We start from the raw sequence: 14,519 nt of genomic DNA on the forward strand, positions 1-14,519 counted from the left end.
TTTCGCCCCGCCGTGCCCGGCCTCTCGGCCCTGCCCGGCTCAGCAAGACATTCCGTCCCGCAGCGGCGAGAACGGGTTATGCACCTCCACGCCGCCTCTGTCAACGTCTTTTTATTTTTTTTCTGATTTTTTTGCCCCACGAATACCGTTTCTCCCGTGTTTTCGCTCCGGTTAGAATCCAAATCTTTTCTAAAACGCTTCTAAGGCACTTGGAATGGCACGAGGGCTTCACTCCCTGAAAGGCAATTACCCCATAGAAGCTATCTACGGGGCATACTGTGCGGCTCTCTCGCGTGGTTTTCTGCCCGTGCAGAAACCGCGCTCTTTATATTTAGAAATGAGGCCGTAGATTCTTCAACAATTGGTCATCCCAGCTTCTATGGGGGAGTATTACTGAGCCAATGCGTCACGCTCCGCAACGGCCTGCGCCAGCTCCTCTTTGGCTTCATCCAACTTGCGCTGAAGCTTGGCGATTTTCTTTTCTCCCTTGCCTTCCGTGACAGCCTTGTCGAGATCCGCTTGCCGCTCCTTTACTTTATCTTGATTTTCCAAGATATTGAGTTCTGCCTTGGAGCGCAGCGTACCGTCCGAACACCATCGGCGGACCTGGCTGAGAGCTTCTTCCAGTCCACGGAGCTGCTCCTGATTCCCGTGTTTTCTGGCGTATTCCATCTTTGTCCCAATGGCCTGTTCCTTACGTTTGCACCCACCGGCAAAGTCGTCGGAAGCGAAGCTCATACCGGAAAAAGCGATCAGAGCAATACCAAGTGTTGCGGATAAGACTGCTGTTTTCAAAAGGCGTTCTCCCATCTGTTAACCGTATTCGGAATATTTCTTTATAAGCTTAAAAAATGTTTTCCGTCAATTGAAATGCTTCCGAGAACACTACGGATTGAAACCTCATGTTTTTTCTACGCCGGTTCCTTGGGGCTTGTCCGTTGAAAGTTAGGTTTAGGATAATATGTATTCTCACCCAAGAAGGGAAAAAGGTATAGGCAGAGAAACAAGGGCTGGCGGGTGCAACGTATCAAGTCATTACTCGCTGGGTGAGGATCGTGGAACAGCCTTCTTCGAGGAAAGGTACGGTTAAACTCAAGAGCCCCACTCTCACCGGCTCTTGCTCCTTATACCGCCCCTCTTTTATCCCTTTCAAATGTATTGCACTCCGTCACGTGATCGGCAGATTGCCCACATTTTTATGGACAACGACAAACCCCATTGAGCCATACTCGTTCGCGATCTTCTAAAAGAGTTTATTTTTACCCATAGATAGACTATAATGTTTTTCTAAAAACGGGGACGATACATTCTACTGTAAAAGACGGTTGCATGGGCATCCTCCCCCTGATATGTTGAAGGACGTGTTTGTATGAGGACTTGGCTTCCGAACGAAACGGAAGCGACTCCTTTAGCGCTTTCATATCGACACTCTATCCCTGAAAGAGATTTTCATGGCAACGCTTCACGATAATGACAACACGCTCCTGGCTCTCGTAAGAACCACCTTCGACGCGCACAGCGCCGTCCTCTTCCTGCCGGATCAATCCGGCAACTATACGGTCGCGCTTTCCTCCACGGACAATGAGCCCAGCGTGCAGGAAGTCACCATTGCGCCGGGGAAGGGGCTTGTCGGGTGGATTTTACGGCATAAGCAGCCCGTCATCGTGAACAACCTCGATATGCGGCACACCTTCCTCGGCTATTATGATGAAAACGACGAAGGCGCCATTTCCGCATTCATGGGCTGCCACATCCCCGAGGGAGGAGCCCTGTGCGTGGACAGCGTGCGCCCACGGGCCTACACCGAGGAAGATCAGCTTCTCCTCCACCGTTTCGCCCGGCACCTCGCCCGGCAAGTCCATTCCGCCGGGCTGGCTTGCGACGCCGAAGACCTGCGCCGCTATTTCACCCGGCTGGAGCAGCTTTCCGAGCTCAGTGCGCAGAACCCGCATTGGCGTGATTACCTCGGGGCCTTCCTCCGCCTGATGGCCGAGAGCACGGAGTTTGAATACGTCGCGTTCGCTACCGCGCAGGAAGGCGGCTCCACGTATACTGTGGAAGGCGAAAACACGCCTCTGCTCATTACGGAAGACGGTATGCCCGAACTGCCTCTTACGAGCGGCGGCCTCGTCAGTTGGGTTTTCCGCAACGAAGTGCCCGTACATGCAGAGGGGGCCGATGGTTCTCCCAGTACGCCGCTCTTCGGCAAGCTGCCGGGAGTGCCCAACTTCCAATCCGTCATGTGCCTCCCCGTGCATCTCAATAAGGTCACTTGCGGCGTTCTGTGTTTCGCCGGGCTGAACCCCCGTTCCCTTTCCCAAAATTTGCGGACGTTTACCAAGATCGCCGTAACCTATCTGGCGCAGTACCTTGAGATGCTGTATCTTCGCCACCGCCTCAAAAGCCTGTTGCCGCGTGCAAAAGTACACCGCGACGGCGCGATGGCCTATGATCCGGACACGGCGCCATCGGCACCCATGAGCGAGGAAGACTGATCCCATGCTCCGCAAGCACATAGCGGTCGATCTGGGAACTGCAAACACGCTGGTCTTTGTCCAGTCCCAAGGCATCGTCATCAATGAGCCTTCCGTTGTCGCAGTGGACACCATCAACGAGCGCGTCATTGCCGTGGGCAAGGAAGCCAAAGACTATATCGGGAAGACCCCGCAGCGCATTTCCACCATTCGTCCTCTCCGAGACGGAGTCATCGCTGATTTTGACGCGGCGCAGGCGCTCATCGCCACATTTCTGAAAAAAGTCATCGGCAGCTGGCCGATAAAACCGGATGTGGTCATCTGTGTGCCGACAAACATCACGGATGTGGAGCGCCGTGCCGTGGCCGAAGCGGCTACAAAGGCCGGAGCCCGCAACGTGAAGCTCATTGAAGAGCCCGTCGCCGCGGCAGTAGGAGCGGGTTTGCCCGTGCTCGAACCCGTGGGCAGCATGGTTGTGGACATAGGCGGCGGGACGACCGACATCGCGGTCATCACGCTCGGGAGTATGGCCTGCTCCACTTCGCTCAAGCTTGCGGGTGACGCCCTGACCGCGGCAGTTCAGCGTTTTGTCCAGGAAAAATACCAGATTGTCGTGGGCGAAAACATGGCTGAACGTATCAAAATCGCCCTCGGCTCCGTCGCGCCCCTTCCCGTACCGCTGGCATTCGAAGTCTCGGGCAAGGATCTCGCAACCGCGAGCCCCCGGACTATTGCCCTTTCCGATTCGGATATTCGTGAGGCCTTCCAACCCATCACCGAAAAGCTTGTCAGCGCGATCATGGGGATACTGGAAGTCACTCCGCCCGAATTGGGGGCCGACATCATGCGCCAAGGCATGTTGCTGACAGGGGGAGGAGCCTTGCTGAGAGGCTTTGCCGACCGCATCACCAGGGCTACACGCATTCCCGTGCATGTGGATTCCGATCCGCTGACCACGGTACTGCGCGGCGCGGGCATCACACTGGACGATCCCGAAAAGTACAGGGATTTATTGATCGAGTGCTGACGCGGGGTCCCCGGTGCTTCCAAAGGCAGCCTGTCTGGATTGCCCAGAGCAATGCCGGGCTGAACAAATCGGGAAACGTTTCCGTCATTCCCTCAAGCTCTTCACGGTCCAGAAAATGCCCCTCCGGCAATGAGACCGGAGGCAAGGCTCCCGGAAGTTCGGCAATGAACAGTGTGAGTGAGACATTTTCCCCGGAAGGCTTGAAGGCTGCGGAAACCGCCACCCCCGAGGGTACATTGGACAGGCCCAACGTCTCGCGTACGGCGCGCTCGACGGCCTCTTCCCTCGCTTCGCCGGAACGAACGAATGTTTCAGCGGAAAGGTCCCACGTTTCCATGCCCTCTTCAGACATCCGCCTCCGTACGAACGCCCTGCCCCGCCTGTCGCACAGGACGGCACCGACCGCCTTTTTACGCAAAGGGAAAGCGTCTGAGGAAGGGGCAATCAGCAGGGGGCGATCACGTTCGTCCGCATATTCGATCAACGGTTCTTCATTTTCACATGGTTCGGGAACGATCGTATGATGCATGATTCTCCTAAACGGGCTGGCCATTGCGTCCGGCTGACGATTGAAGATGCCCCCGCCCTCTCCTCTTTGGAGAGCCGCTGTTTCGCTCTTCCGTGGACGGAACAGGCCTTTGCCGAGGCTTTCGCGGGAAAAACCTTTCATGCATTCGGCATCCGGGAAACGGCCTCGCCGCTCTCTCCAAGGGAGCTTGCAGGGTACATCGCGGTATACCACACGCCGGACGAAGTTGAAATCCTCAATATTGCGGTACGGGAAGACAGGCGCCGCCACGGATACGGCCGCCTGCTCATGGCTACAGCCTTGCAGGATGCCAAAGAAACAGGCATACTACGAGGAGTGCTTGAAGTGCGGATCAGCAACGCGCCCGCCATCCATCTGTATGAATCTTTCGGGTTTCGGCAGGCGGGCAAGCGGCGCGGGTATTATCAAGATACCGGAGAAGACGCGCTCATTTATACTTTGGATATGGGACAGACTCGGACGAATCCATAAATTACGCTCGTGGGAGTATTCTATGCGCACCATTATCGCCGCCAACTGGAAGATGAACAAAACCCGCACGGAAGCCAAAGCCACCGCGCACGAACTCGCCTCTATCCTTGGCGGCGCGCCGGACGATAGGGATGTCGTCGTGTTCGCGCCGTTCACCGCTCTGGAAGCCACGAGGGAAGGCCTCGACGGGGCCCCCGGCATCTTCGTCGGCGCGCAAAATATGTACCCCGCCGAATCCGGGGCTTTCACCGGCGAGATTTCCCCGGCCATGCTCCGCGAAGCCGGCTGCACGTGGGTGCTCACGGGCCATTCCGAACGCCGCCATGTGCTTGGGGAGAGCCCGGACTTCGTAGGCAAGAAGACGGCGTTCGCGCTGGACCAAGGCTTTTCCGTCATCCTTTGTATCGGTGAAACCCTCGCCGAACGCAAGGCAGGGAAACTCAACAGCATCCTCTGGCTCCAGCTTGAAAGGGGGCTTGCCGGGCTCGGCCCCAACGCGGACTATTCCCGTCTCGCCGTGGCTTACGAACCCGTGTGGGCCATCGGTACGGGCCAGACCGCTTCCGACGAAGACATCCGCATGGTGCACACGCTGGTACGCGAACTGTTGAGCAGCCTGCTGGGTTCCAACGGCATCGGCATCCAGATTTTATATGGCGGAAGCGTGAAGCCGGACAACGCCAAGGCCATTCTGTCTCTTGACAACGTTGACGGTCTTCTGGTAGGTGGCGCTTCTTTACAGGCGCAAAGTTTTGCCGACATCGTCCGTGCCGATCTGGCCTAGAAGAACGGCAGGCGCGCAGGATTCCGCCTTCCGATCCTCGGAACGCCAATACCAATCCTGTTCTTGAGCGGAACACCGTGTTCCCATCCGACAGGAAGTCGGCGTATCTTCGGCCAACGCATCGGCCCATACATTTACTGGCACAGCCGGTTCAGCGCAGGCATTGTCCAGCCTGCTGAGGAGTTCCCACCGTGCAGACCCTGATTCTTTCCTTGCATGTCATCGTATGTGTCACCCTCGTTATCCTTGTCCTGCTTCAAGCGGGCAAGGAAGGAATGGGCGTCATTTTCGGCGGCGGCAACGCCTCCGTATTCGGCAGCTCCGGTGCGGGCGGTCTGTTGGCCAAGATGACCGCTTTCATGGCGGTACTGTTCATCGTCACGTCCTTGAGCTACAACTACGTGTCCAGCTCCCACAAAGCGCAGGAATCCACCATTCTTGACGTCCGTCTGGAGGACACCCCAAAACCTGCCGCTCCCGCTGCCACGGTTCCCGCAACTCCTGCTGAAAAGCCCGCTGAGGCTCCCGCTGCCGACAAGCCCGCCAACTAAGCACCATCCAAAGTATGCTTTCGAGGCCATGAGCAATTCATGGCCTCGTTTTTTATCCGGGCAAGGCCGCAAAGTCTTCCGCCCTTCCTCCTCGATTTCGCGAAAAAGCAGAGCCACGATACCTGCCCCCGTCATAGCTTTCCTCGCCCATTCAAGTGCTCAGGAACGCTCTCTGTAATGTATGGGAAAGCCCCCCACCTTCCTCACAGCGTTTTCTGAATCCTCTACCCCGATCGTCTCTTTCCTCAAAACAAAAAAGGCCCGGAAAACGTTCCGGACCTTTTTTACCTAACCAGATGAAAATTTGCGTGTATTTTGGGAATATCAATAAGCCCCTTTGCGCCCGAGGACAACGGAAAACGTCTTCGCCAGGATCAAAATATCGAGCCATGTTGACCAGTTGCAGATATAAAAACGATCAAGGTGAACGCGCTGTTTGTATGAAAGATCGTTTCGCCCGGAAACCTGCCAGAGCCCGGTCATACCGGGCCGCACACGGGTATAGGAAATGAAAGCCGAACCGTATTTCACGATCTCATCGTCTACGATGGGACGCGGCCCTACCAGGCTCATTTCCCCCCATACAACATTCCAGAGCTGAGGCAATTCATCCAGGCTTGTCTTGCGCAACCAAGCCCCGACCTTTGTAATGCGGGGATCATTGCGCAGCTTCTGATCTGCTTCCCACTCTTCACGCAGATCAGGGTTTTCCTGCAAATACGTTTGGAGAACTTCCTCTGCATTACGCACCATTGTGCGGAACTTTAGAATATGGATGGTCTGCCCTCCTCTCCCTATGCGATTCTGCCTAAAAAAAACCGGACCGCGCGATTCCAGTTTGATGGCAAGGGCGATAAGCACAAGAATAGGAAAAATGGCGATGCCACCCACGACCGAGAGGAACAAATCCATAGCACGCTTCAGGGCCAACCGCTTGGGATCAAGCAGGTTCTGCCGCACCTTGAAGCAAAGGACGTCCCCGATCTCCACGGGGCGTACCCAGAAAGGAATTTCCCCTTCCGAAAAATCTTCGGGGATGATAATAACCGAACTGAACAGCAGGCTTGCTAAATCAATCAGTTCTTGCCGACATGCAAGCGGAGCATCTTTTTCCATGACGACGATAGCGCACGTTCTCGGGTAAAGGCGGACAAAAGTATCCAGGTCTGAGCGGCTATACAACGGTTCAAGCCCGCTACAGGTATCCTGAGGCGTATTCTTCTGTTCCTTTTCTGCTTCCGTGCATTTCTGGCTGACAAAATGGGCTTTTAAAAGCAACCCCGCCTCAGTATGCTTATTAAGATACGCCGTTACGCGAGGAACAAGCTCTCCCGCGCCAAACACCACTGTGGGCACTCTCCACCATGCCTCCCGGGAGAAACGGGAACGCAATGCGCAACGGACCAAAGGAACCGTCCCGAGGCTCAAAAACCAAGACCAGACATAAACGGTACGCGAAGGGAGATCGCCACGGCCGAGAAAAAGAAAAATAGCAATACTGAAGTAGGCGATGGACGTCGATATCCCAAGCAGACGCATTTCTTCCGGCAATGCCGGAGGAACCCCGCTATACAATCCTTCAAAAGCGTTAACTACGGGAACCACCAACAGAAACAATGCCAACGGAACATGCTGTGAAAGCGAGATTTCCCCACCCAAAAGAACCCGAATAACGCCTATCAAAAACATGGTCCCGAAAAGTGCCAGACAATCCGCAGCCAGCAATGCAAGAGAACGCTTGGAGCACACCAGCTGAGATCTTTGAAAAGAGGGACCAGAAGAAAATGCACAAGACATACGATACCCGAACGGTTAGAGGAGAACAGGCGGTTATGCTAGCGCACCGGTACCGCATCTGTAAACAGTGATTTCCTTCCGTAAAGAAAGCACGAAAAACGGTTGCCGCACGTCACCAGTTGCGCTAGGTACAGGGCTATACACATTCGTTGCCTTCCCCAGCCGAAACGTCCCGCGGAATTTTCCGGAGCCGCCATGCCGTCAGTCGCGATTCACACTATCCTTGGCCCACTCCCCTTGCTTCGCGGGCTCTTCCGATGGAGCCTGGCGGTCATTTTCGCCGTGGGGGCATGGCATCTCTACCTCTGGTCGCCATTGCCCGGCCTCGTGGCCATCGGCATTACACCCGTTCTCGCCATCTTTTTTTTCTTCCGTGGCCTTAACCTCGTCAGCCGTACCCTCCCCTACTGGAAAACGCGCCGTCTTGTCCGCAAGCTCGGTATGCACCCCACATGGTGGAACACCGGGGCTGGTTATCTGCTGATCGATGAACGGCAAGGCTCATGGATCATCAATGGTACCGCCGGGATGATTGTCGACATCAAGCGCCTTCACGGGCACAGCGACTGGCAGATGCATCGCCTTGACCTCTACACCACGGACGCGCCAAAACCAACGGCAAGTTATGGCTTCGGCGGTGCCGAAGAGATCCGCGAAGCTGCGAAAATTTTCCAAAATGCCTATGCCACACAGGAAAAAGGAGACCTTCCCGTCACCTTCGCGGACTTACGGGAAAAAGAAAACAAGGCCTCCGAAGCGCATTGAAAACGAATCCTTTCCTATGAAGACAAGAAGCTCTTTGTAGGTGTGCATCTTGATCTTCTTGCATTTTCATACTAAAGGAACGTCTGATAAAAAAAGTTTTCCCAAGGAGCTGACCCGAGATGAAACGACTGTTTGCCATGTTTATGGCGCTGGCGCTGACGGCGCTGGTACCCCTGTCTGCCCAGGCTTCCGGCGGTCACGACCTCAACGGAGCGGAATTGTCCATCCTGTGGGTTGTTCCCTTTGTTTGCATGTTGCTGTCCATCGCCATCGGCCCCCTTGCCGTGCCGCATTTCTGGCATCACCATTTCGGCAAGGTGGCCCTCTTCTGGGGCCTCGCCTTCCTCGTGCCCTGCGCCATGGTCTTCGGACTCCAGCTGGCTGTCTATCAGTTCGTCCATGTCCTCTTCATGGAATACGTCCCGTTCATCATTCTGTTGTTCGCACTGTTCACAATCGCGGGTGGCGTCCGCCTCAAAGGTCAGCTCGTGGGCACGCCTGTGGTGAACGCCGGGCTGCTCGCCCTCGGGACCATCCTCGCCAGCTGGATGGGAACCACCGGCGCGGCCATGCTGCTCATCCGGCCCCTGCTCCGGGCCAATGAGCACCGCAAGTACCGTATGCACATCGTCATCTTCTTCATTTTCCTTGTCGCCAACATCGGCGGCTCCCTGACCCCCCTCGGCGACCCGCCGCTGTTCCTCGGCTTCCTCAAGGGCGTGTCCTTCTTCTGGACGACCGTGCATCTGTTCTGCAAAACCGTGCTGCTTTCCGTCATCCTGCTCGGCATCTTCTTCCTTCTGGATATGTTCCTGTTCAACAAGGAAGGCAAGCCGAAACCTGCCACCCAGTCCAATGAAAAGCTCGGCCTCGACGGCAAGGTCAACCTCTTGCTTCTGATCGGCGTCGTCATCTCGGTACTCATGTCCGGCATTTGGAAGCCCGAATCCGGCTTCGAAATCTACGGCACGCACATTGAGCTTCAAAACGCCGCCCGCGACGTTATCCTGCTCGCCCTCGCCGGCGCTTCCCTGGCTCTGACCACGAAGGAATGCCGCAAGCTGAACAACTTCACGTGGGAACCTATCCTTGAAGTCGCCAAGCTGTTCATCGGCATCTTCATCAGCATGATTCCGGCTATCGCCATTCTGCGCGCCGGTACCGACGGCGCCCTCGCCGGGGTCATCAACATGGTCTTCCACGAAGGCCAGCCCGTGAACGCCATGTTCTTCTGGCTGACCGGCATCCTCTCTTCGTTCCTCGACAACGCCCCGACCTATCTGGTGTTCTTCAACACCGCCGGCGGCGATGCCGTGCATCTGATGACCGACTGGACCGAAACCCTGTCCGCCATCTCCGCCGGTGCCGTGTTCATGGGTGCCGTGACCTACATCGGGAATGCCCCGAACTTCATGGTCCGCTCCATCGCCGAAGATCAGGGTGTGAAGATGCCCAGCTTCTTCGGTTACATGCTGTGGTCCGTGGGTATCCTGTTCCCCTGCTTCGCCCTCATCACCTATCTGTTCTTCATGTAAGAACGGCCTCAGCGTAACGAAAGCCCCTGAATGCAATCCCGCTTCAGGGGCTTTTCCGTTCCAAGGGAACAGGCAAAGAAAACGTACTCCGGTTCCATAAGGCGCCTCCGGCTTGCCGGAACAACGCGGAGGATCGCCCCCAAAGGACTACCCAAGCGTGAGCCAGAGTACGATGAGCCCCGCCGCAAGGGAAAAGAGCCCCATCCGGCGCAGACCGGAAGCGCCCTCCTCACCAAGGGTTTGCAGAACCTGCCGCATTCGTTCGGGAAAGAGTGTATAAGGAAGGGCTTCCAGGATGAAGGCCAGCCCGAGTGCACTGAAAAAAAGCTTGCTGTTGAACTCCATGCGCTCCTCGCTGCAAGAGGTGGACGAAACGAAGTTCCCTTGTAGGAAAAGCCGTGGAAGCTGTAAAGCTACTTGCACATCAACCGGCTAACAGCTATGTAGAACGGATTCGTGACGGGACCGCATCCTCAGCCACTAACTTTATCCTCATCTGCCCATGATCACACTCCGTACCTTTATCGAACAGGAACAACCCAGCATCAACGCGGCGCTGGCCGAGGCGGCCGCCGAACTCCCCGTCTCCATCATGCCCATCGCCCAATACGCCATGGGGAACGGAGGGAAGCGGCTGCGGCCCTTGTTGACCGTACTCGTGGCCCGTCTGCTCGGCTATGCCGATAACGATATCTATTCCCTTGCCGCGGCAATGGAGATGTTCCATGTGGCGACCCTGCTCCATGACGACGTCATGGACAACGCGGAGATGCGCCGGGGCAGCACGGCCACGCACAAGGTCTTCGGCGTCACCGAAACCATCCTTGCCGGGGACGCGCTGCTCGCAAAGGGGAATCAGATCGTGGCCGGATTCGGCGATCCGAGGCTCACCGCCGCCACGTCCGATGCCATTGCCCAGACCGCCAACGGCGAAATCCTGGAAATCGCCAACCAGGGGAAGAACGCTCCCGATCTCTTGATTTACAACAAAATCATTGCGGGCAAGACGGCGTGGATGATCCGGACATCCTGCAACATCGGCGCGGTCAGGGCCAACGGTACGCCGGAACAGGTTGCCGGAGCGACCGACTACGGGTTCAATTTGGGCATGGCCTTCCAGATCGTCGACGACGCGCTCGATTTCGCTCCCTCCAGCCTGACCGGGAAACCCGAAGGCGGGGATGTCCGCGAAGGCAAACTGACGCCGCCCATCTTCTTCTACGCCAACTCACTGGCTCCGGCCAAGCGTGACGCCTTCTTCGCCCGTTTCGCGGAACAGTCCTTTACCGACGAAGACGTCCGGCACGTCATTGATACCGTCCGCGCTCAGGGCTTTGACGACAAGACGCGCGGCATCGCCGATACCTATCTGCGTAAGGCACAGGAAAACCTCGACGCCCTCACCGCCGGGCTTCCGGCCTCGCCGTACGGGGAAATCCTCACAAGCTTTATCGGCTACGTCCGCAACCGCGACGCCTGATTTTTCCACGCAACCTTTTTCCACGGTTACTCAAACAGCCTTTTCAGGAGACAGACATGCTCTACCGCATTGAAGCCGGCCTTTTCCCCCATCTTGACGACACGATCGGCCGTAAAACCGCAGCCAGCATCCGTGAAGCCCTCGGCATCCCCGTCAAGTCCGTGCGCACGATCAAAGTGTTCACGCTGGAGGGGCTCGACGCGCAACAGGTGAATACGCTCATGGCGAAAAGCGTGCTGCACGATCCGGTGTTGCAGGCCGTATCCCTGTCTCCCCTGCCCCTGCCCGAAGAAGGCACATCGTGGATCATTGAAGTCGGTTACCGCCCAGGCGTTACGGACAATGAAGGCCGTACCGCCCGCGATACCGCCGCGCTCGTGCTCGGCATCGAAGACCGCAGCAGCCTCGCCGTATACACCTCCATCCAGTACCGACTCCACGGCCCGCTGACGGAAGAACAGGTCACCCGCATCGCCCGCGACCTCCTCGCCAACGAACTCATCCAGCGCTTCGAAATCAAGAGCCGCGCCCAGTGGGACGCCGACCCCGGCTTCGCCCCCAAGGCCGCCCGCGTGACCGGCGCGTCCTGCGACGAAGTGAACATCGTGCCGCTCTCCTCGATGAACGACGCGCAGCTCATGGAAGTGAGCCAGAAGAACACGTTGGCCCTCAGCCTTGAGGAAATGACCAAGATCAGGGATTGGTTCTCCAGCCCCGAGGTCGCCGCGCAGCGCAAGGAACTCGGCCTGCCCGCCGATCCCACCGACGCCGAGCTCGAAGTGCTCGCCCAGACGTGGTCGGAACACTGCAAGCACAAGATTTTCGCGTCCAAGATTTCCTACACCGACAAGGAAGCCGGGACCAGCGAAACGATCAACAGCCTCTACAAAACCTGCATCATGAACACGACCAAGCAGATCCGCGAGAGCCTCGGCGACAGGGATTTCTGCCGTTCCGTGTTCAAGGACAACGCGGGCGTCATCGCCTTCACGCCCGAATACGACGCCTGCATCAAGGTGGAAACGCACAACAGCCCCTCGGCCCTCGACCCCTACGGCGGGGCGCTGACCGGCATCGTGGGCGTGAACCGCGACCCGATGGGCACCGGCCTCGGCGCGGAGCTCATCTGCAACACCGACGTGTTCTGCTTCGCGTCCCCCTTCCATGACGAAGCCTTGCCGCCCCGCCTGCTCCATCCCCGCCGCGTCTTTGAAGGCGTGCGCGAAGGCGTGGAACACGGCGGCAACAAGTCCGGCATCCCCACCGTCAACGGCTCCATCGTGTTCGACGAGCGCTACCTCGGCAAGCCGCTGGTCTACTGCGGCACCATCGGCCTGATCCCCGCCGAAGTGCCCGCCAGCAAGTCCTCCACGGACGGCAAGCCGCGCAAGGGCTATGAGAAGAAAGCGCAGGTCGGCGACATCATCGTCATGACCGGCGGGCGTATCGGCAAGGACGGCATCCACGGCGCGACCTTCTCTTCGGAAGAGCTGCACGAAGGCTCTCCCGCCACCGCCGTACAGATCGGCGACCCGATCACCCAGCGCAAGATGTACGACTTCATCATGCGCGCCCGGGATCTCGGCCTGTACAACGCCATTACCGACAACGGCGCGGGCGGCCTGTCCTCCTCCATTGGCGAAATGGCGGAAGACACCAACGGCTGCCGCATCGATCTGGCCCGCGCGCCCCTCAAATACGATGGCCTGCGCCCGTGGGAAATCCTGCTTTCCGAAGCGCAGGAACGCATGACCCTCGCCGTGCCCCCGGCGGCGCTCGACGAATTCCTCGCCCTTGCCAAGCGCATGGATGTGGAAGCTACTCCGCTCGGCGAATTCACCGACGACGGAGTTTTCCATGTGACCTACAACGGCAAGCTCGTGACCCATCTCGACATGGAGTTCATGCACGACGGCGTGCCCCAGTACCAGCTCAACGCCGTATGGGAAGCGCCCGTGCATCCCGACGCCCGCATCGAAGACGGCGGCGTGGATCAGGCGGAACTCCTCAAGGCCATGCTCGGCCGCCTGAACATTTGCAGCAAGGAATACCTGATCCGCCAGTACGACCATGAAGTGAAGGGCGGCAGCGTGGTGAAGCCCCTCACCGGCGTGAAGCGCGACGGCCCGTCCGACGCGGGCGTCATCCGGCCCATCCTCGAATCCGAGGCCGGTCTGGTCATCAGCCACGGCATTTGCCCCAAGTACAGCGATTACGACGCCTACTGGATGATGGCGAACGCGATGGATGAAGGCATCCGCAACGCCGTGGCCGTAGGCGCCGACCCCGACCGCATGGCTGGCGTGGACAACTTCTGCTGGTGTGACCCGGTGCAGTCCGAAAAGACCCCGGACGGCGAATACAAGCTTGCCCAGCTCGTGCGCGCCTGCAAGGCCCTCTCCGAGCTTTGCGTGGCCTATGGCGTGCCCTGCATTTCCGGCAAGGACTCCATGAAGAACGACTACACCGGCGGCGGCAAGAAGATCTCCATTCCGCCGACCGTCCTCTTCTCCGTCCTCGGCATCATGGACGATGTGAAGAAGGCCGTGACCTCCGACTTCAAGAAGCCGGGCGACCGCCTCTACATCATCGGCAACACGGCCCGCGAACTGGCGGGCAGCGAAATCGCCGACCAGCTCGGCATTGCCTGCAACACCGTGCCCCGCGTGGATGCCAAGTCCGCCCTCGCCAGCTACCGGAAGCTCCATCAGGCCATCAACAGCCGCCTCATCTCTGCCTGCCACGACCTCTCCGACGGCGGCCTTGCCGTGTCGCTGGCGGAAATGTGCATCGGCGGACGCCTTGGCGCGCATCTGGCCCTGAACCGCGTTCCGGTCGTCGGCGCGCTCACGCTCACGGAAGCCCTTTACAGCGAATCCGCCAGCCGTCTGCTGGTGTCCGTGGCTCCCGATAAGGCCGCCGAGTTTGAAGCGCTCTTCGGGGCCTCCGCGCCCTTCATCGGCGAAGTGACTTCCGATGCCCGTCTTACCGTGGCCTCCGCCGACAGCGCGCTGTTCTCCGCCCCCGTCGAAGCGCTGGCCCATGCCTTCAAGGCGACGCTGGACTGGTAGAAATATTGGGGAGG

13 protein-coding genes are annotated in these 14,519 nt (G+C 58.0%); 9 read left to right on the forward strand and 4 right to left on the reverse strand.

Features of this window, described 5'->3' with window-relative positions:
• Window positions 1-390: 390 nt before the first annotated feature.
• Window positions 391-810, reverse strand: coding sequence for a DUF1090 domain-containing protein (locus HMPREF0178_RS18515; protein ID WP_232281329.1), 420 nt, complete (start codon window positions 808-810; stop codon window positions 391-393).
• Window positions 811-1,451: 641 nt separating this feature from the next.
• Between HMPREF0178_RS18515 and HMPREF0178_RS18520 the strand changes: the two genes are divergently transcribed.
• Entirely contained in the window at window positions 1,452-2,495 is a 1,044-nt protein-coding gene (locus HMPREF0178_RS18520) for a GAF domain-containing protein (RefSeq protein ID WP_005029430.1), read from the forward strand.
• 4 nt (window positions 2,496-2,499) lie between these two features.
• Complete coding sequence (locus HMPREF0178_RS18525) at window positions 2,500-3,501, forward strand: rod shape-determining protein (RefSeq protein ID WP_009369102.1); 1,002 nt, start codon at window positions 2,500-2,502, stop codon at window positions 3,499-3,501.
• Here HMPREF0178_RS18525 and HMPREF0178_RS23135 read toward each other — a convergent pair.
• Complete coding sequence (locus HMPREF0178_RS23135) at window positions 3,452-4,054, reverse strand: NUDIX domain-containing protein (protein ID WP_369737723.1); 603 nt, start codon at window positions 4,052-4,054, stop codon at window positions 3,452-3,454. The genes HMPREF0178_RS18525 and HMPREF0178_RS23135 overlap by 50 nt on opposite strands.
• Here HMPREF0178_RS23135 and rimI point away from each other — a divergent pair.
• The 3 genes from rimI to secG all read left to right on the forward strand — a co-directional run bounded on the left by rimI (window position 4,022) and on the right by secG (window position 5,857).
• Window positions 4,022-4,522: a ribosomal protein S18-alanine N-acetyltransferase gene (rimI, locus tag HMPREF0178_RS18530; RefSeq protein ID WP_009369103.1), complete on the forward strand. Its 501-nt coding sequence runs from the start codon at window positions 4,022-4,024 to the stop codon at window positions 4,520-4,522. The two genes, HMPREF0178_RS23135 and rimI, sit on opposite strands and share 33 nt — an antisense overlap.
• A 22-nt stretch (window positions 4,523-4,544) precedes the next feature.
• Entirely contained in the window at window positions 4,545-5,306 is a 762-nt protein-coding gene (gene tpiA, locus HMPREF0178_RS18535) for a triose-phosphate isomerase (RefSeq protein WP_009369104.1), read from the forward strand.
• Between the two features lie 191 nt (window positions 5,307-5,497).
• Entirely contained in the window at window positions 5,498-5,857 is a 360-nt protein-coding gene (secG, locus tag HMPREF0178_RS18540) for a preprotein translocase subunit SecG (protein WP_005029419.1), read from the forward strand.
• 324 nt (window positions 5,858-6,181) lie between these two features.
• Here secG and wbaP read toward each other — a convergent pair whose 3' ends face one another.
• Window positions 6,182-7,654, reverse strand: a complete 1,473-nt coding sequence (wbaP, locus tag HMPREF0178_RS18545; protein WP_083832555.1) for an undecaprenyl-phosphate galactose phosphotransferase WbaP — start codon at window positions 7,652-7,654, stop codon at window positions 6,182-6,184.
• Between the two features lie 195 nt (window positions 7,655-7,849).
• Here wbaP and HMPREF0178_RS18550 point away from each other — a divergent pair, with 195 nt between their 5' ends.
• Both HMPREF0178_RS18550 and HMPREF0178_RS18555 read left to right on the forward strand, forming a co-directional pair.
• Window positions 7,850-8,419, forward strand: a complete 570-nt coding sequence (locus HMPREF0178_RS18550) for a hypothetical protein (protein ID WP_009369106.1) — start codon at window positions 7,850-7,852, stop codon at window positions 8,417-8,419.
• 119 nt (window positions 8,420-8,538) lie between these two features.
• Window positions 8,539-9,954 (forward strand): sodium:proton antiporter, encoded by a 1,416-nt coding sequence (locus HMPREF0178_RS18555; protein ID WP_009369107.1) that lies wholly within the window; start codon window positions 8,539-8,541, stop codon window positions 9,952-9,954.
• A gap of 147 nt (window positions 9,955-10,101) precedes the next feature.
• On the opposite strand, the gene HMPREF0178_RS18560 is transcribed toward HMPREF0178_RS18555, so the two are convergent.
• Complete coding sequence (locus HMPREF0178_RS18560; RefSeq protein ID WP_005029411.1) at window positions 10,102-10,299, reverse strand: DUF2065 domain-containing protein; 198 nt, start codon at window positions 10,297-10,299, stop codon at window positions 10,102-10,104.
• A 157-nt stretch (window positions 10,300-10,456) separates the two neighbouring features.
• Between HMPREF0178_RS18560 and HMPREF0178_RS18565 the strand changes: the two genes are divergently transcribed.
• Entirely contained in the window at window positions 10,457-11,434 is a 978-nt protein-coding gene (locus tag HMPREF0178_RS18565) for a polyprenyl synthetase family protein (RefSeq protein WP_009369109.1), read from the forward strand.
• 56 nt (window positions 11,435-11,490) lie between these two features.
• Window positions 11,491-14,505 (forward strand): phosphoribosylformylglycinamidine synthase subunit PurS, encoded by a 3,015-nt coding sequence (locus tag HMPREF0178_RS18570; RefSeq protein ID WP_009369110.1) that lies wholly within the window; start codon window positions 11,491-11,493, stop codon window positions 14,503-14,505.
• Window positions 14,506-14,519: the final 14 nt, after the last annotated feature.

The organism is Bilophila sp. 4_1_30, assembly GCF_000224655.1.
Lineage (GTDB): Bacteria > Desulfobacterota > Desulfovibrionia > Desulfovibrionales > Desulfovibrionaceae > Bilophila > Bilophila wadsworthia.